Source organism: uncultured Aquimarina sp., from assembly GCF_947495315.1.
GTDB lineage: Bacteria > Bacteroidota > Bacteroidia > Flavobacteriales > Flavobacteriaceae > Aquimarina.
This window is the reverse complement of the sequence record NZ_CANLYD010000006.1, coordinates 192,945-211,593: the sequence shown is the minus strand read 5'-3', so window position 1 is coordinate 211,593 and position 18,649 is coordinate 192,945. Positions and strand designations below refer to the sequence as shown.

16 protein-coding genes are annotated in these 18,649 nt (G+C 31.8%); 7 read left to right on the top strand and 9 right to left on the bottom strand.

Annotated features, from left to right (window positions below; all coding sequences use genetic code 11):
* Positions 1-143 precede the first annotated feature (143 nt).
* The 5 genes from Q0910_RS12860 (at position 144) to Q0910_RS12840 (ending at position 4,002) form a co-directional block, all read left to right on the top strand.
* Positions 144-695: a sigma-70 family RNA polymerase sigma factor gene (locus Q0910_RS12860; RefSeq protein WP_299217016.1), complete on the top strand. Its 552-nt coding sequence runs from the start codon at positions 144-146 to the stop codon at positions 693-695.
* Positions 692-1,255, top strand: a complete 564-nt coding sequence (locus Q0910_RS12855) for a hypothetical protein (protein WP_299217014.1) — start codon at positions 692-694, stop codon at positions 1,253-1,255. Before Q0910_RS12860 ends, Q0910_RS12855 begins: the two co-directional genes overlap by 4 nt.
* Positions 1,236-2,336, top strand: coding sequence for a DUF4097 family beta strand repeat-containing protein (locus Q0910_RS12850; RefSeq protein ID WP_299217010.1), 1,101 nt, complete (start codon positions 1,236-1,238; stop codon positions 2,334-2,336). Before Q0910_RS12855 ends, Q0910_RS12850 begins: the two co-directional genes overlap by 20 nt.
* Positions 2,337-2,357: 21 nt before the next feature.
* On the top strand, positions 2,358-3,092 hold the full coding sequence (locus Q0910_RS12845; RefSeq protein ID WP_299217006.1) for a head GIN domain-containing protein: 735 nt from the start codon (positions 2,358-2,360) through the stop codon (positions 3,090-3,092).
* 175 nt (positions 3,093-3,267) lie between these two features.
* Entirely contained in the window at positions 3,268-4,002 is a 735-nt protein-coding gene (locus Q0910_RS12840; RefSeq protein WP_299217003.1) for a CpsB/CapC family capsule biosynthesis tyrosine phosphatase, read from the top strand.
* Here Q0910_RS12840 and Q0910_RS12835 read toward each other — a convergent pair.
* The 4 genes from Q0910_RS12835 to Q0910_RS12820 form a co-directional block, all read right to left on the bottom strand.
* Complete coding sequence (locus tag Q0910_RS12835; protein ID WP_299217000.1) at positions 3,999-6,350, bottom strand: tyrosine-protein kinase; 2,352 nt, start codon at positions 6,348-6,350, stop codon at positions 3,999-4,001. The genes Q0910_RS12840 and Q0910_RS12835 overlap by 4 nt on opposite strands.
* 7 nt (positions 6,351-6,357) lie before the next feature.
* Complete coding sequence (locus tag Q0910_RS12830; protein ID WP_299216997.1) at positions 6,358-7,149, bottom strand: polysaccharide biosynthesis/export family protein; 792 nt, start codon at positions 7,147-7,149, stop codon at positions 6,358-6,360.
* 85 nt (positions 7,150-7,234) lie between these two features.
* Positions 7,235-9,163: a nucleoside-diphosphate sugar epimerase/dehydratase gene (locus tag Q0910_RS12825; RefSeq protein ID WP_299216994.1), complete on the bottom strand. Its 1,929-nt coding sequence runs from the start codon at positions 9,161-9,163 to the stop codon at positions 7,235-7,237.
* Positions 9,160-10,293, bottom strand: coding sequence for an aminotransferase class I/II-fold pyridoxal phosphate-dependent enzyme (locus tag Q0910_RS12820; protein WP_299216991.1), 1,134 nt, complete (start codon positions 10,291-10,293; stop codon positions 9,160-9,162). Before Q0910_RS12820 ends, Q0910_RS12825 begins: the two co-directional genes overlap by 4 nt.
* A gap of 699 nt (positions 10,294-10,992) precedes the next feature.
* On the opposite strand from Q0910_RS12820, the gene Q0910_RS12815 reads away from it, so the two are divergent.
* On the top strand, positions 10,993-12,444 hold the full coding sequence (locus Q0910_RS12815; RefSeq protein WP_299216987.1) for an MBOAT family O-acyltransferase: 1,452 nt from the start codon (positions 10,993-10,995) through the stop codon (positions 12,442-12,444).
* A 37-nt stretch (positions 12,445-12,481) separates the two neighbouring features.
* Positions 12,482-13,453, top strand: coding sequence for a hypothetical protein (locus tag Q0910_RS12810; protein ID WP_299216984.1), 972 nt, complete (start codon positions 12,482-12,484; stop codon positions 13,451-13,453).
* On the opposite strand, the gene Q0910_RS12805 is transcribed toward Q0910_RS12810, so the two are convergent.
* Genes Q0910_RS12805 through Q0910_RS12785 form a run of 5 tightly spaced genes read right to left on the bottom strand, consistent with a single transcriptional unit; the run spans position 13,454 to position 18,621 of the window.
* On the bottom strand, positions 13,454-14,611 hold the full coding sequence (locus Q0910_RS12805; RefSeq protein WP_299216981.1) for a GNAT family N-acetyltransferase: 1,158 nt from the start codon (positions 14,609-14,611) through the stop codon (positions 13,454-13,456).
* Positions 14,608-15,699, bottom strand: coding sequence for a GNAT family N-acetyltransferase (locus tag Q0910_RS12800; protein ID WP_299216978.1), 1,092 nt, complete (start codon positions 15,697-15,699; stop codon positions 14,608-14,610). Before Q0910_RS12800 ends, Q0910_RS12805 begins: the two co-directional genes overlap by 4 nt.
* Positions 15,700-15,754: 55 nt before the next feature.
* Positions 15,755-17,326: an FAD/NAD(P)-binding protein gene (locus tag Q0910_RS12795; protein WP_299216974.1), complete on the bottom strand. Its 1,572-nt coding sequence runs from the start codon at positions 17,324-17,326 to the stop codon at positions 15,755-15,757.
* A 3-nt stretch (positions 17,327-17,329) separates the two neighbouring features.
* Positions 17,330-17,974, bottom strand: a complete 645-nt coding sequence (locus Q0910_RS12790; RefSeq protein WP_299216970.1) for a NeuD/PglB/VioB family sugar acetyltransferase — start codon at positions 17,972-17,974, stop codon at positions 17,330-17,332.
* Positions 17,975-18,015: 41 nt separating this feature from the next.
* The gene (locus Q0910_RS12785) at positions 18,016-18,621 is read right to left on the bottom strand and encodes a sugar transferase (protein ID WP_299216966.1); all 606 of its coding nucleotides are present in this window, start codon (positions 18,619-18,621) and stop codon (positions 18,016-18,018) included.
* Between the last annotated feature and the right edge of the window lie 28 nt (positions 18,622-18,649).

Here is an 18,649-nt window from a genome sequence, read left to right as displayed (position 1 = left end):
TCAATAACAATAACAAAATAAGCTATTTATAGTTGATTCTACTTAGATAATTCAATTGTTATGCCATAAACTTCGAAAAAATATTTTTAAAACTGTAACAAAACGTATCTATCCATATCTTTATATAAAGTAAACTGAAGTTTTTGACACTAACCAAACTAAATACCGAGCAACTGGTAGAAAGATGCCGCAAATGTGATCAGGGAGCGCAGATGGAAATTTATAATCGATACTATAAAGCCATGTATAATAGTGCCTATAGGATTATAAAAGATTCTGCAGAAGCTGAAGACGTAATGCAGGAAGCTTTCTTAACAGCATTCACAAAGCTATCAATGCTAGAGGATAGTAAATTGTTTGGAGCTTGGTTAAAAAAAATAGTTGTTAATTCGAGTCTTACAATATCTCGTAAGCGTAATATTTATGGTGAGGTCCCTTTAGAAACCGTAGAATATGCACTTACAGATGAAACAGAAGGGGTTGTAAGAGAAGATTTAACTAGTGTTAAAGCAAATGCAGTTTTAAATACGTTAAAAGAATTAAAAGAAAGTTATAGCACTGCATTATCATTACACTTAATAGAAGGATATGATTATGAGGAGATTTGTGAAATTTTGAATATATCATATTCTAACTGTCGTACACTTATTTCTCGCGCGAAAGAAAGTTTACGAAAAAAATTACTAGTTGCATGAAAACCGAAGATGAAATAGAGAAATTATTTGAACGCATGGAAAATCAACTTGATGTATACGAACCATCAGCTGATCATAAAATACGCTTTCTAGAAAAACTACAGGATCAAAACAAAGTAGTTACATTACAACCTAAGAAGCGAAATTGGATCAAGCCATTGGCTATAGCCGCCTCTATTGCAATACTCATAGGCTTGGTATCGGTAGCTCCTATTTTTAGGGACAATGAGAATGCTGATTTAGCAAGTGTTTCTCCACAAATGGAAGAAACCCAAAATTTCTTTACAGTTGCAATTAAAACTCAACTGGAAGAAATAGACAAAAATTCATCTGCAGAAACAACTGAATTAGTTACTGATGCAATGAAACAATTGGAAAAATTAGAATCTAGTTATGAAATTCTAAAAAAAGATCTAGTAGAAAGCAGTAATGACAAAAGAGTAATCAGCGCGATGATTAAGAACTTTCAGAAACGTGCTTCACTGCTAGAAGAAGTATTAGAAAAAATTAACAATGTCAACAAATTAAAATTATCAGAAAATGAAACCAATATACTATAAAATAATATGCTTACTATTTCTAGTTCCCGCGATATCGCTTGGAAATGGAGATGTTAGAAAGAAAGGAAAGTATACCAAAGAAAAGTCAATTAAAAAAGAGTTTTCAGTAAACAGTGATGCTTTATTAAAAATTAGTAATGACTATGGAAATCTAGATATTACTTCTTGGGATCAGGATAGGATTGTTATGGAAATTAATATAAAAGTTAATGGAAATGATGAAGAAAAAGTAATAAAAAAATTAGAAAGTATAGATGTTATTTTCGAAGCTACTTCACAACTAGTGAGCGCAAGAACTACTTTTGATAAAAATGGAAAATCCTGGTGGTCAAAATTTTCTGATGGTTGGGGAGGAAATAATTTAAAACTAGAGATTAATTACACAGTAAAAGTTCCTGCTACCAACAACATAAACCTTAACAATGATTATGGCAGTATTACAGTTGATAAAATTAAAGGTAATGCAAAAATCAACTGTGATTATGGACAGATCATTGTTGGCGAATTATTAGGTAATGACAATAATATCAGTATAGATTATACAAATAATAGTACTATAAAATACATGAAAAACGGAAAAATCAACGCTGATTATTCTGATTTCACCTTAGAAAAAGGTGGCGAAATACTACTCAATGCTGATTATACCAAATCTAAGATAATGTCAGTTAAGGAACTAAATTACAACTGTGATTACGGAAGTCTAAAAGTTGAAAATGTCGGTATATTTAAAGGGAATGGAGACTATCTGGATACAAATATTGGCAACGTAAGTAATAGTATAAATATCAACACCGATTACGGTTCCATTGATATTGAAAATTTAGAATCTACAACTAAAAATGTAACGATAAGAACTGATTACACAGGTGTTAATATAGGGTATAGCAATAGTCTGAATTTTGACTTTGTCATTAAAACATCATATGGCGGTATCAACCTTGATGACGACATTAGTATTATGAAAAAGAGTAAAGAAAACTCCCGCAAAGATTATCAAGGGTATCGAGGTCAAAAAAATAGTGGAGCTACCATTAATATTTCTACTAGTTATGGTGGAGTGAAATTAAGAAAAAATTAATCATCAAATATTCAATCAATTATGAGAACAGTAACAATCATTTTAGGCTTAGCATTGTGCAGCATAACATCAGTAAACGCACAATGGTGGGGAAACGGTAAAAAAGTAGAAGGAAACGGCAACGTAGTAACAAAAACCAGAAATCTATCTAGTTATGATCAGGTAAAACTAAAAGGTAGTCTAGACGTAGCATTAGTATATGGAACAGAAGGAAATATTAAAATTGAAGCAGAAAGTAATCTAATCCAACATATAATTACCGAAGTTGAAGGTGATATATTAAAGATCTATGTAGAAAAGAACTATTACCTTAAGCCAAGTAGAAACAAAATAATACTCATTACTGTACCTTTTAAAGATATTTCTAAAGTAAGCTTATCTGGATCTGGTGATATCTATTCTAAAGATGTTATCAAAGCTGACTCTTTTGAGACAAGAGTTTCAGGTTCAGGAGATGTTCGACTAGAAGTAGAAGCGAATGAACTAGAAGGATCTGTTTCTGGTAGCGGGGATCTAACATTAAAAGGATCAGCAGAAAATCTAGAGTTTAATGTGACTGGTTCTGGAGATGTAAGAGCTTATGATTTAAAAGCAAAAAATGTAGATGCATCTGTAACTGGTTCCGGAGACATTAAATTAACATCTACATATTCATTAAAAGCACGTGTTACTGGCTCTGGAGATATTGATTACCAAGGGAATCCAGAAAAAGAAGATAAAAAGGTTTCCGGATCCGGAGATATAACAAAACACTAAAAAGGAGCATATTTCAATAATCCGAAACTGCTTAAGGAGTTTAACTTCTTAGGCAGTTTTTTTTACGTATAATAATCTTTACTTTTGTAAGTAACTTTTTAGTAAGTTATCGTTAATACTTATCAACAAATTAAAGGTTTACAGCTTTAATTTACCCCAAAACAAAACGGACATTTTGCATTTTTTATCTAAAAAAGAAATTCCACTTAAAGAATTCATGCCAAAAGGTTATGTAGACATACATTCCCATTTATTACCTGGAATAGATGATGGAGTAAAAACCGTATATCAGTCTGCATTTATTATTGAACAGTTTGAAAAACTGGGTGTAAAAAAAATAATTACTACACCTCATGTGATGCAAGATGTATGGCCCAACACCTCAGAGGTAATTATATCTAAACATACTGAAATGCGAAAAGTATTATCCTCACTTGATATTGAGGTAACATTAGAATCCAGTGCGGAGTATATGTTAGACGATCTTTTTTATAAAAGAATAAAAAACAAAGATATTATCCCTCTATATCAAAAATATATCTTGGTAGAAATGTCTACTTTTAATCCGCCTATTAATTTAAACGAAATACTTTTTGAAATTAAGTTGGCTGGTTTCACTCCTATTCTAGCGCATCCGGAGCGTTATTCTTTTTATAAAGACGATATCAATAAATTCATCGAATTAAAAGAATCGGGTTTTTTATTTCAACTTAATTTACTTTCTATTTCCGGATATTATGGTGAAAAAGTAAAAAATGTGGGAACGAAATTACTGATGGAGGATCTTTTTGATTTTGCTGGTTCTGATGTACATAATCATCAACAGTTTGAAATCTTAGAAAAGGGATTTACTGCTAAATATGCATCTAAAATATCAGAATTAATGAAAAAGAATCGTTCTTTTAGTTAGTCCTTTGCTCCGTAACCATACCCATAGCCATAACCAACCTTATCACCTGCAGCATTAAGCAGTACGGCCATATTAGGCAAGCGTTTTTCTCTATAGAAATTTTCAGGAACCTGTAAAATTCTTTTGTCTGAATAATTTTCTCGTACAATGTATATACTTAAATCTGCAAAATGACCGATCAATAAAGTATCTGTCACCAGACTAACAGGTGCCGTATCTACCACAATATAGTCATAGTGCTCACCTAAATATTCAAACATTTCTTTAACTCTATCATTCATTAGAAGTTCTGCAGGGTTCGGAGGAATAGCTCCAGAAGGAACCACAAAAAGAGGATCGTTTTCACCTTGTTCATATATTACATCTTCAGGTTTAATATCCTGATTCATAATAAAATTAGTAAATCCTGGTGTATCCTTCCCTTTTGGAAGTTCAAAGAAATTATGAAATTTTGGATCACGAAAATCAGTACCCAAATATGCTATCTTTTTACCCGAAATAGCTAACGTCTTAGCTAAATTAGATGAAACTAACGTCTTACCTTCTCCGGAAATCGTGGAAGTAACAAATATAACTTTACCTGTTTCTTTGTGTGTTCCAGCCATTAAAAACCCTAAATTAGTTCTAAGAATTCTAAAAGCTTCAGCTACAGAAGACCTACTGTTTCTGGAAACTACAATTTTACTTTTCTTAGTTTTCGTTTTTGGAATAGCTCCCAAGATCGGCATGGAAAGTGCATTCTCCAAGTCTTCCCTTGAGTTTACTTTAGTATTAAACAGATCCAGTAAATAAATCGTTAAAAAAGGAAGTGCTAGTCCTAAAAATATAGCACCAAAATAAATCATTCTCTTATTTGGAGAAACTGGGTAGGATCCTAAAGTAGAAGCCTTATCAATGACACGTGCATTAGATAGTGTAATATGACTAGTAATCTCAGCCTCTTCTCGCTTTTGTAATAAATAAAGATACAATTGTTCCTTAATTCCCTGCTCACGACCAATAGCTGTTAATTCTTTTTGCCTTAATGGTGCATTGTATAGTTGTCCGCTAAAATACTTGTCCTGAGTTCTTAAACTATTCAAACTTATACTTATAGAACTTTTGGCTCCATTTAAACTAGCAATTAGTCCTTGACGTAATGAACCTATCTGTTCATCTATATTTACTACTACCGGATTTTGCTCACTAGATGACTTTAATAACCTTTTTCTTTGACTTATTAATCCATTATATCTCGCAACAGTTGATGTTACGGATGGATCATCAAATCCAAGAGTTGAAGGTAAAATATCATATTTGCCATCCTGACTTAAAACAAAACGTCTAGTAGATTCAATTTTTCTTAATTGAGTTTCTAGTCTATTAATCTCCTGAATATTCCTAGAATCAATATCAGCAACTCGCTGGGTTTGAGCAGAAACATCATTGGTCAATCCAAATTTAGACTTATAACCCGCTGCTTCATCATCAACCTCGGATAAATCTCCAGAAATAAGCTCTAATCTTTCATTAATAAATCCAGCGGTTCTGGCAGAAGTTAGTTTTTTATTTTTAATGGTAGATTTATTATATTCTTCTACCAAATTATTAATGATATCCTTTGCTTTTTCTTTTACCGGATCATTTAGCGACAGTTTAACAATAGAAGACCCTTTACCTATGGTTATAACCGATAATTTATTTCTATAACTTTGAGCAACTATGTTAACAGGGGTAATTTTAATATGGATCGCCTGTCCCTTTTTAGATTCAATTCCTTCTACGCTTGGCGTAATAACAATATCTCCTACACTAGTATTTATAGTCTTACCAAATGAATGATCACTTAGTTTTTTTCCTTCTTTATCTACAAAAGAAAAAGAAGTTTCCGAATTAATAAGTACTCTAAAGCTTTTCGATTTGGTATGTACAATAGAATCTGCCGATAAAAAACTAATCTCTATCAAAGATTTAGGATAATTTTCTGATTCAAGCACTCTGCCTTTTGTAAAATACTGAACGTTTAGTTTCAGATTATTAACAACATTAGTTAGTAATGTTCTAGATTTTATAATCTGAATCTCGTTTTCGATTTTATTTTGGGTATCATCAAGTAATCCGAGATCTTTAAAAGCGGATAATTCTGATTCGCTAACGCTTTCCTCCTGTGAAATCAAAATCGTTCCGGATACATTGTATTGTGGAATCGTATACCTTATATGAAGATAGGCTAATGTTCCAAAAATTAGTATACCCAGTAAGAACCAATACCATTTTTTTACATATTTAAGAATTTCTTCTCTAAAGTTAAAACTTGACTTTGGAACCTTTACAAAGGTATTTGTTTCAGAATTATTATTAGAAATCATAAATTTTCTATCTTAAAATAAGTGCTAATGCAGCTAGACCTACACTTACTACACTCAAAACAACTCCGATTGTATTATCTCTACCTTTAGAACTTTTTACCATAGCCTGATTAGGTTCAATGTATAATACGTCATTCTGGGCAAGATAATAAACCGGTGAATCGAAAATAGATTTAGAAGTAAGATCAATGCGGTGATATGTGTTCACTCCGTCGTTTTCTCTAATCACCATTACATTGCCTCTTTTACCCATTATAGTTAAGTCTCCTGCTAATCCAATGGCTTCTATAATAGTTATTCTTTCATTAGGAATGGTAAAAGATCCTGGTCGGCTTACCTCTCCTACAACTGTAATCTTAAAGTTTTTAAGCCTAACATTAACGATAGGATCTTTTATATAAATTTTCAACCTTTCCTTTAGCATATCCTTGATCTGCACTCGAGTTAATCCTGCTATCTTCAATTTTCCCAGTACCGGAAAATCAATAATTCCTTCTTCATCAATAAGGTATGTAGGCTCTGCTCCACTCGTTACACTCGCTGTAGCAGTAATTTCTCCTGATGGAGATGGTAAACTAGCACCTTGCATTAGATTAAAAGGTCTAGCTGCATCCATATCCGTAGCAGAAACCAAAATACTAACAACATCGTCTACTTTAAAAACCGGAGTAAATGAGTTTGTCGACTTTATTTTTTCTAAATCTTTAGAATTCTGAAAATACACAACATCAGTTGGTGTTTTGCAGGAAAAAATAAATGTTGAGACTACTAATAAAAGTAAAAACTTATATGAATTCATATTTTTTAAATTCTTTAGGGCATTTCAATAGACAAACAAAAATATGATAATATTCTTGTTTATTACAACAATTTTAGAAAGAAGGCTAGACTAGTACTTTTTGTTTCTTATTATTAGTTTCATCATTCTTGATATCGATACTTTCAAAAGCAGAGTTCTTAGAAATAAACTCTGGTACAATTTCCTTTAACTTTCCAACTATTTGGTGATCCTGATTGAATAAATTCATAATACATAGATCATCAATTTTATCCATAACCAATGGACAATCTGCATCATCAAACTTACTTATCATTATTTTCTTATGATACGTCGGTAAAGTATTTTCTGTATCCGCTAATAACTCTTCATACAATTTTTCGCCTGGTCTTAATCCGGTAATCTCTATATCAATATCATTAGGATAATTAAGCCCTGATAGTCTAATCATTTTTTTGGCTAAATCGAATATTTTCACCGATTCACCCATATCAAAAATAAAAATCTCACCACCATTACCCATCGTTCCTGCTTCAATCACTAACTGAGAAGCTTCTGGTATCGTCATAAAAAAGCGTGTAACATCTTTATGGGTAACAGTAAGAGGTCCTCCTTTATCTATCTGTTTTTTAAACAAAGGAATCACAGAACCGTTAGATCCCAAAACATTACCAAATCTGGTGGTAATAAATTTAGTCTTGCTTGTTCTATGTAGACATTTTATATACATCTCTGCAACCCTCTTGGTAGCTCCCATCACATTTGTTGGGTTCACGGCTTTATCAGTAGAGACAAAAACAAATTTATCCACACCAAACTCCGATGATAAATCTGCTAATTTTCTTGTACCTAAAACATTGATCTTAATTGCTTCGCAAGGATTATTTTCCATTAACGGAACATGCTTATATGCAGCCGCATGAAATACCATATTAGGTCTAAATCTTTCGAAGATCGTTTCTATACGCTGATGATCCCTAATATCGGCAACAATTGGCGTGAAATTACTAACTCCTTTACTTAACAACTCCTGCTGTAAATCATATAAAGGCGACTCTGCCTGATCTACTAATACTAAGTGTTTATAACTATAAAAAGACGCCTGTCTAACGATTTCACTTCCAATAGAACCTGCTGCACCGGTAATCAAAATCACCTTATCATGAAGCTCTTTTTTAATATTTTGGTTTTCTAATGCAATTGGAGCTCTATCCAATAAATCTTCTATCTGAATTTGTTTGATCTGAGATACATTTAATTTCCCATCAATCCAATCATTAATTGCCGGTATAATCTTAACCTTCACCGAAAGCTTAAGTAAGTTGTCAGATATTTTAGATAGGCGTTGCTTATCTATATGAGGAATAGATACAATAATCTCAGTTATATTATTTTTCGTAATATACCCTTGTGTAATCGTTTTAGAAGGATAAACAGTAATACCATTAATTGTTTTTCCCACTTTTTGTGGGTTATCATCTATAAAACCTACTACAGTTACTGATTTATGAGAATCATTCGTAATGGCAGCCAAAGTTATCAAACCAGAATCTCCTGCTCCGTAAATCATCACTCTAGAAGAATCTCCAAGTTTTGACTTTATATAATGGTAACAATACTTAAATACTAAACGACTAAGGGTTAGATTAATAATATTTAATAGGTAATGTACACATATAATAGACACAGGAATATTAAGAAGCTCAGGAATCAAGGACAATCGGCTTGATACCATTAATGCTCCACTAAGAGAAATCAACACTGTCACTGCCAAAAACAGATTATAAGCATCTCTCATACCGGTATGTCTGATCACTCCTTTATGAGAACCTATCATCAAGAAACTAACGGCAGCTAAAGCCGTCATTACCGGTATTTGATAAACGAAATTAGTCGTATCAAAATCAAGTGTTATACCAAATCTAACTACATACGCCAAAAAGAAATTAAAAATAGTGATTGCAATATCGATAGATAATACAACCCATTTAGACGCGTGCTTATGTGAATTATTAATTATGTAGTCCTTAATCATCTCAATATATTTTTAATTACCGATACAATTCTAAATAAATCTTCTTTTTCAAGATTAGACCCGCTGGGTAAGCAAAGCCCTCGATCAAATAGGTCGTCAGAAATTCCATTGAGGTAAGCATCACAATCTGCAAAAACAGGTTGACGATGCATGGGTTTCCATAGTGGTCGTGATTCTATGTTTTCTTCTGCCAGAGCTAGTCTTAGACCTTCTCTTAGTTCATAAGATGTGGTCTCAATACAAGTCAGCCATCTGTTAGAATGAAAACCTGTTGGCTCTTCCAAAAATTTAATTTCAGCAGAGTTACTTAAGTTATTTTTATAAAAATTAAAGTTATTTCTTCTGTTGTTTACGTGTTTCTCTAAAACCTCCATCTGCCCTCTTCCGATTCCGGCTATAATATTACTCATTCGATAATTATGGCCGATTTCAGTGTGTTCATAATGTGGAGCATTATCCCTGGCTTGAGTAGCAAGAAAAATAGCTTTTTCCTTATGTTCCGGATTTTTAGCTATTAAAGCTCCGCCACCTGAGGTAGTAATAATTTTATTTCCATTAAAAGAAAGTATCGCAATATCACCGAAAGTTCCGCACTTAATACCGTGATAAGAACTACCTAATGATTCTGCACTATCTTCTAAAACAGGAATTTTGTATTCTGAAGCTATTTTGTGTATGGCGTCTACATTATATGGCATACCATATAAATGCACAGCGATAATTGCTTTGGGCTTTTTACCTTTCGCAATCCTATCTTTTATAGCCAATTCTAATTGTTCTGGACAGATATTCCAGGTTTGCGCTTCGCTATCTACAAATATAGGTTTTGCTCCTAAATAAACTATAGGATTAGCAGAAGCTGCAAATGTCATACTCTGACATAATACTTCATCTCCTCGCGAAACTCCTAGAAGCTTGAGTCCTAAGTGCAACGCCGCAGTACCAGAACTTAGAGCAGCAACAAAATTGTTATCACCCAAATAATTCTCGATATCCTTCTCAAAACCATCTACATTTGGCCCTAATGGTGCAACCCAATTAGTGTCAAAAGCTTGTTTAACATAGCTTTGCTCCGTCCCCCCCATATGTGGTGAAGAAAGCCATATTCTCTTGGATTTTACTGTATTCATAATTTTCCCCATTAATTAATGAACAATACTTTATCCTCAACAACTATAACTTAACTGTTATAATTGCCGACTCTTTTTCATGACAATCTAATAAAATATAAGGAAGAAGGGGGTAGCACTTCCAAAAATTGTATTTTTACTCTTACTTGCTTTAACCGCTGCTAAAATAGTTCAGTTACATGTAATATCATCAGAAAAATTAATATTTTAGATAGAATACTTAAAAAAGGCGTTTAACAGCATAACTACTTCGTTATAGATCATTAAACGAGGGTTTTACCGTAAGAAAAGTATTATGTAATTGAACGACTAATACAAGTAAAAACCTACAAAAACCCTGGTTTTGTTTAATCAATTACGCTGAAACTATAATTTTTAACGTTTTTTAACTAACATTAATCAAAAGAGCTACCGTAATTTCCTACTTAACTCTATCTCCTGAACGACATTGTAATGATACTGGTAAAATTTGATAAAATAGGTAGTGAAAACCCTATTTATGAATGGGGGTTTTCCCCCTTGTAAGTTTGTTGATAAAAGTCAAATGATATCCCTAAAAAGGAATTGTTAAAAAAAATAAGATAATCCTTGATTTATTAAATTAATTAAACAAAATTTACAGGCTTCAAAAAATAATGGAATTGTATCATATCAATTTCTAATCAATAAACTCCTCGAATTTTATATTAATGGTTTTACATGTTATTTAATTCATTAGACTTTTTTATTTTTTTACCAGTAGTCTTCATCGCATACTGGTTCTTCTTCTACAAAAACTTAAGGCTTCAGAATATTTTTGTTCTGGGTGCGAGTTATTTGTTTTATGGAATGTGGGATTGGCGTTTCTTGTTTCTTATTCTAGCAAGTACTACAGTTGATTATTTCGTTGGCCAATATATCTACAGCAGCGATTCCAATAAACAAAGAAAGAGATGGTTATGGGTGAGTGTAGTTTTTAACATAGGACTATTAGGCTTTTTTAAATACTACAATTTCTTTGTGGATTCCTGGGTTGATCTTATTAATATTTTTGGTTATAAACTACAAAGCTCCTGGACCTTACAAATCATACTACCTGTTGGAATATCTTTTTATACCTTCCAGACCATGTCTTATTCATTAGACATTTACTATAAGAGACTTACTCCTACTAAGGATTTTATCTCATTTGCAACATTTGTTAGTTTTTTCCCACAATTGGTTGCGGGTCCAATAGAGAGAGCTTCTAATTTACTTTCTCAAATCACTACTAAGAGGAGTTTTAACTATATACAATGTACCGAAGGACTCAAACTAATCATCTGGGGACTTTTCAAGAAAGTGGTGATCGCGGATTCAATTGCGCCCATAGTGGATGACATTTTTGCTAATTATGGAAGTTACCCTGCCTCTACTCTGATACTGGGCGTTACACTATTTAGTTTTCAGGTATATGGTGATTTTAGTGGGTACTCTGATATAGCGATTGGTACTGCTAAGTTATTTGGAATAGAATTAATGTCTAATTTTAAGTTTCCAAGTTTTTCCAGAAATGTCGCAGAATATTGGCAAAGATGGCATGTATCATTATCGACCTGGTTTAGACATTATGTATACATTCCCCTTGGTGGAAGCCGAGTTAGCAAACTAAAATCGGTAAGAAATATTTGTATTATCTTTTTGGTAAGTGGTTTTTGGCATGGTGCCAATTGGACTTTTATCGCTTGGGGAGCAATTCACGCGCTTCTATATATTCCGGTTTTCCTGATGGGACGCAATCGAATTTATATGAATAATGTTGTTGCAGAGAATCGTTGGTTTCCTTCTATTAAGGAAATATTACAGATACTACTCACCTTTTCATTAGTGACATTTTCCAGAGTATTTTTTAGATCAGAATCTATCACTGATGCTTTCGGGTTTTTAAAACAGATATACAATAATTTTAGTTTTGAAATATACGAACATCCTTTAGGGTATCGTATGATTGATTACTTTGTATTATTAGGACTTTTTGTTCTATACGAGTTTAGAATAAGAAGAGATGAGCGATCTCCTTTTAAATTTAAATCAAGGGTAGTACGATTTATAGCGTATACTTTAGTAATTTTAGGTATGCTCCTTTTCTTTGATGATAATATTGATAGATCTTTTATCTATTTTCAATTTTAAAAACAAAGAGATATTCAAAAAACGGAACTGAAAAAAAATGAAAAAACTTATTCTAAAAAGTGCTTTATATGTTTTTCTAGTACTCATTTCATTAGAATTGTTAGTTCGCGTTTTTCATTTAGGAAAAGATACACCAACCAGAATTCTGGATGAATACAAAGTAGAGAAATGGATGCCTAATCAGAATGGCTTTTCCGTGACAGGAAACAGAAGACAGAATTTTTCTGAATATCATATAAACAACTCAGGATATAACTCCTACCGTGAGTTTACACCAACCAAAGATAACATCGAAGTTGCTCTTGTAGGAGATTCATTTATAGAAGGGTTCCATCAAAATTATTATAACTCTATTGGTAAAAAAGTCGAGAAATCTATCCCAGAAATTGAAGTTTATGAATATGGATATGCAGGCTATGATTTTGCGGATCAACTACACCTAATCAATGCCTACAAGGAACAATTTGAGGCAATTGATCATATCATTCTTGGAATAAAATTCTCTAATGACCTCACCAGAGGAGAATATCAGGTTGTTACAGGTCGTCTGGCGCTAGAATCTCCTGTGAATAGGCTTCTTAAAAAAAGTAAACTACTTGTATACTGCAAAAGCATTGGTATTTTGGACCCTCCTCAAAGACTGTTCTACCGACTAATGAACATACTAAAACCTACGTCTAAAAAACAAGATGCAAGCGAAGAGGAAATATTGCGTATCAAGAAAGAAAAGGAAAATCAATATTTAGCGAATTTTAATAATCTTATTGACAAATATGGTTATGATAAAAATCGTTTTACCCTTCTTTTAGATTCGAGAATTACCAGTAATCTTTTTATATCTTATTTAGAAGAAAATGATTATAATTATATTGATTTTTCAGAATATTTTGAAGAAAGTGATCATTCCACTACTTTAATTTACGATAGACACTGGAACAATCATGGGAGAGATTTGATTGCCAAAGCCATAAGTAAATATCTTAAGGAAAAAGAACTGATAAAAGAGTAATTACTTTTGCAACATAACCTTTTGCATCTTTGATTTCCCCACAATTACATACGTTTTTTCTTTTTTCGAAATCTCTAACACTTTAACGTTAGCAACATTATCAATACTGGTATATAGAAAATCAAAGACAATTCTTCTTAGTTGTTTATATTCTTTAGCATTGTAATCGATAACGGGTAATTTTTTATCATATACAGCTTCCTCTATTGGAGAAACTTGATACTCTTCAGTAAAAGTAATTGGGTTTTTCTTTCGTTTAGCTTTATACTTTTTATAACGAACGTAAGCGATTTTAAAAACAAATTCTTTTAATTTTACTTTTAGATACTCAATATTTCCTTTAAAGAACCCTACAACTGATTTTTTCGGATATATGATTTGATGTTCAAAATTATATATGTGATTACACCATTCTCTCTTATAGCTTAGATCCCCCATTCCCATCTCATACGATTTATGATCGTTCTCAATAAGCCAATCTAGCTTTTTATAAATCTCTACGCTACCTAGACTAAACTTAGAATAGTCTATATCATAAGAAGATATCGCACTAAATAATCGATCCTGAAAATGATGGTTTAAGGAAACAATAATGGGTTGATTATTATCAAAAGCAACAAACATTGATGCTTTTTTTTCATTAATTAAAGAGAAATACATCTGTTTATAATGATCCCACCTTAAAAGACTTTGACTTACATCATTACGTTGTTCAAATCTTCTTACCAACATTTTTTCTAAAGCATCCATCAAGAACTCATAATCCTCCTCATCTATTGCTCCATAGTATGTCTTATACGAAATATCAAAACAAGATTCTAACCGTTTAATTCTTCTTCGGATTCCTTTGGCATTGCTTCTAAAACGATGCTTGATATAGGCATCAGCACTTGTAAAGCCATCCAAAAAAACAGCATAGCCCTTAAAAAATTGCTCTACTTTTTTTATCACAAAATTACCACTGTTACTATGTGGTTTTAAATAATCCGGAATAAAAAAAACAGAATACACTTTATCTGGATTTTCTACCAAACTATTATCATAATCAGGATTGGTTATCCCTTTCTCGTTTTCTGATGATCGTACTTCTGAGAATAGTTTTGGAATTGAACATTTTTCAAAAAGTTCGAAAAAATAATCTATATATACTTTTTTCATCTATTGTTCAATCTATAAAACGGAAAGAAATAATTTTTCAGATCTTCTTCCTTGATATTTGCAAATTCTTTATCTGAAGCTAAGCATAATTCATTATATACTTGTTTATTTACTATTTTTCTTCCTGTACAAAACATTACATCATCATCTTTAGGAAATAATGACTTTTTATTTTTATACAACCCATCTCCATCTTTCATTCCGCCGCCAAGAACATAATATTTCTTACCATTTTCCACAGCCCATTCTATTACTTTTACTCTTAAGAAATCATTTGGTCTATAGCTAAAATACTCTGCGTTAGTACCACCTAAAAATGCAAAAATTATGTCTTTATAATTAATGATAAGCTCTACAGAAATTGGTAAATCCTCATAATAAACAATAACGATAGAAAAGTTATCCAGATTAGATAATATAAGATCTTCAAAATAAGTCTCCGAGAAAAAATAAATACTATCTGCTTTATTTCTTGTCATAGTATCTACATAGATATTATGAAAGATTTTGATAATATCTTTAGTGATCTGATCTTTATGAAAAACCTTAAAATCCAAATTATAGTTTACTGCTTTTCTATAATTATTTCTCACTTTAGGAAGAAACGCATTCCACTGATCTTCAAAATTTCCTAATAAATGACCTTTTACATTAGAAAGTGTTTTTATCAACGAACCAGAATAATTTTCGTGATTCTCATTAAGACTAAAACGAACAAACTCCGTTACAATGCTGTTTTCCTTATACCAAATATCTACATGGTTCCAAAATTGAGCAAGATCCTCTGACGAAATATCATCATTAAACAATGGTCCACTATATCCATAAGGGCTAATAACATCATTATATGGATATTCCTTATCATTTATTTTAATCTTTCTTAACACAAAGGGCATTAAAATAATCGGAACACCATCTTTTTCAAATAAAAAACACCTTAATTCGTCTGAATCTTTTTCAGAATGACGAAGATGTTCTATGGAATAATAGACATTATTGTTCCATTCTTTTTTAAGAAGTGACTTATATTTCAAAACCTCCGAACTATCGTCAAGATCTTTTATTAATATTCTGTAGTTTCCTTCCAATGCTAATGTATTAATATGAGTGATTTCGTTTATTGATTGATGCTCTTAATAATTCTTACTGACTTTGATCAAAATAATCATATATTTTATCAGCTAGAACATTTGATAGCCATATTATCCTTCCACAATGTTCTACGTGCCAAACAGCTTTTCCTTCAAAAATATTACCGGCTAATAATGGTCCAACAATATGTAAATTATCCGATGTTTCTAAAGATTCATTTACCTCAAAACCAATCTTGGATTCATTAGGAACACATAATTTCTTTTCTATAGTTTTCTTTAATAATTGCGGAATATCAGATGCTGTTAAATTTGTACTTCCAATACAGTTAAAAACTACTTGCACGGAATCTTCAGAAATTTTATTAGTTCCTGATCTAGTATCTAAATATTCTAAAAAATACATATTATTAGAATTTTTCTTTATATCTATAAATCTCCCTGAGATATGATCAAAACGATTTTCTTCTTTTAAAGCTTCTATTGTTTTAGAATAATGATATCCGGCGCATCGCTGTCTTCTTCCTATGTCATTACCATATAGACAGGCAAACTTTTTTAGCTCTTCCTGATCTAGTTTTTTTAACAATGAACCAAAGGCTTTTGAGATGATATCCACAGTAGAAGCTGCTCCCAAGTGAATTTCATCTGCCAAATCCAAGTCTTTATATGTTGCATCAGCAATTTGCTTGGCTGTTAAACTTTGATGATCCGTTAGAGAAAGTAAATTTTTTGGTGAATATTTCTTTTTCCCTTCCTCATCAACAATGGAGTCTGGTGATAACCCCTGAGTAGAAAGCAATGTGAATTTATTTATTTTGGATTTAATATTTTCGTGATCATTAAGCTTGTAAAGCATTTCTAACCCACTGGCATTTGCACCAACAATTAAGGCATTTAACTCTTTTTCTGGCTTATCTTCTATAAAAGTTTCAAGCTTTGCAAGCACCTCTTTTAAACAAGGCTTATAAGGATTATTAACAAAAATTAAATTATCATCTGCAATTAAATCTTCTTTTTTCCATAAATGTACGGTAGGAAGCGAACCTACAGAAAGAATAATTTTCTCCGAAACAATCTTTTGATCATTTTCAAGAGATAATGAATACTCGTTATCGGTCTTATCTATATCAATCACTTCTGTATTGATAAAGTTTACCGTTATACTGCCTTTCTCCTCAGCTTCCTTAATATAATTCTTGGTTTTTTGGTCAATGTAACAACCAAAAAAGCGGCGAGGAATAAAAAGGTCTTCCCATTCGTTGTTTTTGAGCTTATCTGCGTGCTTAGAAAGCCACTCTGCAGACAAAGTACCTCCGTCAGATCTAAATTCTTCTAATAACCATTCTTTATTTACATTAAGCCATTTGATAAACTTGCCTAATTCCGGTTCAGGTAAGAAATTCTTTAACGATGTAATTAAAAGAACTGAAAAGCCAGATCTCACACCATAAGGTATTCCTGTATAAAATTCCGGGTATTTGTCAATAATAGTTATTGATATTTTCTTGTTTATTGATTTGGTTTTTAATCGATCAAGAAAATGTAAAATAGTAAATGATGATGAGATACCTGACCCTATAAAAGTGATATCTGTGTGGTTAGTTTTATTTTCAAAATCCATAAACTATGGTTGTTTTGTTTTTATTACACGAGCTGGATTACCAACTACGGTAGTATATTCTGGAACATCTTTAATAATAACTGTTCCTGCCCCTATTAATGTTTCTTTTCCTATTTCTTTTATACCAGTCATTGCAGTAACACCCATACCGATATAAGCATTTTTTCTAACATTGATTAAAGCTCCAATGTTAACACCAGAAGACATAAACACTCCATCTTCTAAAGTAACGTGATGCGCAATAGTACTATCCATATTGATCATAATATAATTACCAATAGTAGTATGCGGCATCACGATATTACCAGCTAACATGTAGACAGCTTCGCCAATGGTTACATCGGGTGCTATCGATACAGTATGGTGTAAAAACCCTGGTATACTATACCCTTCCTTTTTTAAAGTAGATAAATACGATACTCGTACTGCATTTACTCCAATAGGACAATACACGTCTTGTATCTTATTTTTAAACTCTTCCGAAAAAAGATCCTTATACATACCGATAACAGGTATATTAATAACATCTTTACCTATAAGATCTGGATTATCATCGATAAAACCAATGATGTTTACTCCAGCTTCTTTAAGATATGAAGCATACACTTGTCCTTGTGTTCCTGCACCAATTATTACAGCGTTTTTCACTTTCTTATAATCTAGTTTTAGTGGTTTTTTATTCTATTTGGTTAATTATTACCTGTAAAAGTAGGCATATTTACATTTTCGCCGCTATTAATATCTTCTTTAAACAAAACTTTCTTAGCTGTCATAAAAATAATCTTAAGATCAAGTTTAAAACTTAAATTTTCTGTGTACCATACATCTAGCTTAAATTTTTCATCCCAAGAGATTGCATTCCGCCCATTTATTTGAGCCCAACCTGTAATTCCTGGTCGCACATTATGTCTTTTTCTTTGAAAATCACTATATAAAGGTAAATACTTTACTAAAAGTGGCCTTGGACCAATTAAACTCATATCTCCTTTTATTACATTAAAAAGCTGTGGAATTTCATCTAATGAATACTTTCTTATAAACTTCCCGGTTTTTGTAATTCTCTTTTCAAAGGGTAATAATTCTCCTTTTTCATCTTTTTTATCGTTCATACTTTTGAACTTCACTATTTTAAACACCTTCCCATTTTTACCAGGTCTCGCTTGGAAAAAGAAAGGTTTACCATTATTGGCTATAGCCAATAGTATAATGAGTACCATTATAATCGGTGATAAAATGAGAACGCCTACAAAACAAAGTGTGAAATCTAAAAAACGCTTTATAAATGAATTATACATAAATTCTATTACTATATTCTAATTTGTT

Coding starts and splice junctions, on each gene's coding strand:
- Q0910_RS12855 (WP_299217014.1), top strand. CDS start 692: ATGAAAACCGAAGATGAAATAGAGAAATTATTTGAACGCATGGAAAAT.
- Q0910_RS12850 (WP_299217010.1), top strand. CDS start 1,236: ATGAAACCAATATACTATAAAATAATATGCTTACTATTTCTAGTTCCC.
- Q0910_RS12845 (WP_299217006.1), top strand. CDS start 2,358: ATGAGAACAGTAACAATCATTTTAGGCTTAGCATTGTGCAGCATAACA.
- Q0910_RS12835 (WP_299217000.1), bottom strand. CDS start 6,350: ATGATTTCTAATAATAATTCTGAAACAAATACCTTTGTAAAGGTTCCA.
- Q0910_RS12830 (WP_299216997.1), bottom strand. CDS start 7,149: ATGAATTCATATAAGTTTTTACTTTTATTAGTAGTCTCAACATTTATT.
- Q0910_RS12825 (WP_299216994.1), bottom strand. CDS start 9,163: ATGATTAAGGACTACATAATTAATAATTCACATAAGCACGCGTCTAAA.
- Q0910_RS12820 (WP_299216991.1), bottom strand. CDS start 10,293: ATGAATACAGTAAAATCCAAGAGAATATGGCTTTCTTCACCACATATG.
- Q0910_RS12815 (WP_299216987.1), top strand. CDS start 10,993: ATGTTATTTAATTCATTAGACTTTTTTATTTTTTTACCAGTAGTCTTC.
- Q0910_RS12810 (WP_299216984.1), top strand. CDS start 12,482: ATGAAAAAACTTATTCTAAAAAGTGCTTTATATGTTTTTCTAGTACTC.
- Q0910_RS12805 (WP_299216981.1), bottom strand. CDS start 14,611: ATGAAAAAAGTATATATAGATTATTTTTTCGAACTTTTTGAAAAATGT.
- Q0910_RS12795 (WP_299216974.1), bottom strand. CDS start 17,326: ATGGATTTTGAAAATAAAACTAACCACACAGATATCACTTTTATAGGG.
- Q0910_RS12785 (WP_299216966.1), bottom strand. CDS start 18,621: ATGTATAATTCATTTATAAAGCGTTTTTTAGATTTCACACTTTGTTTT.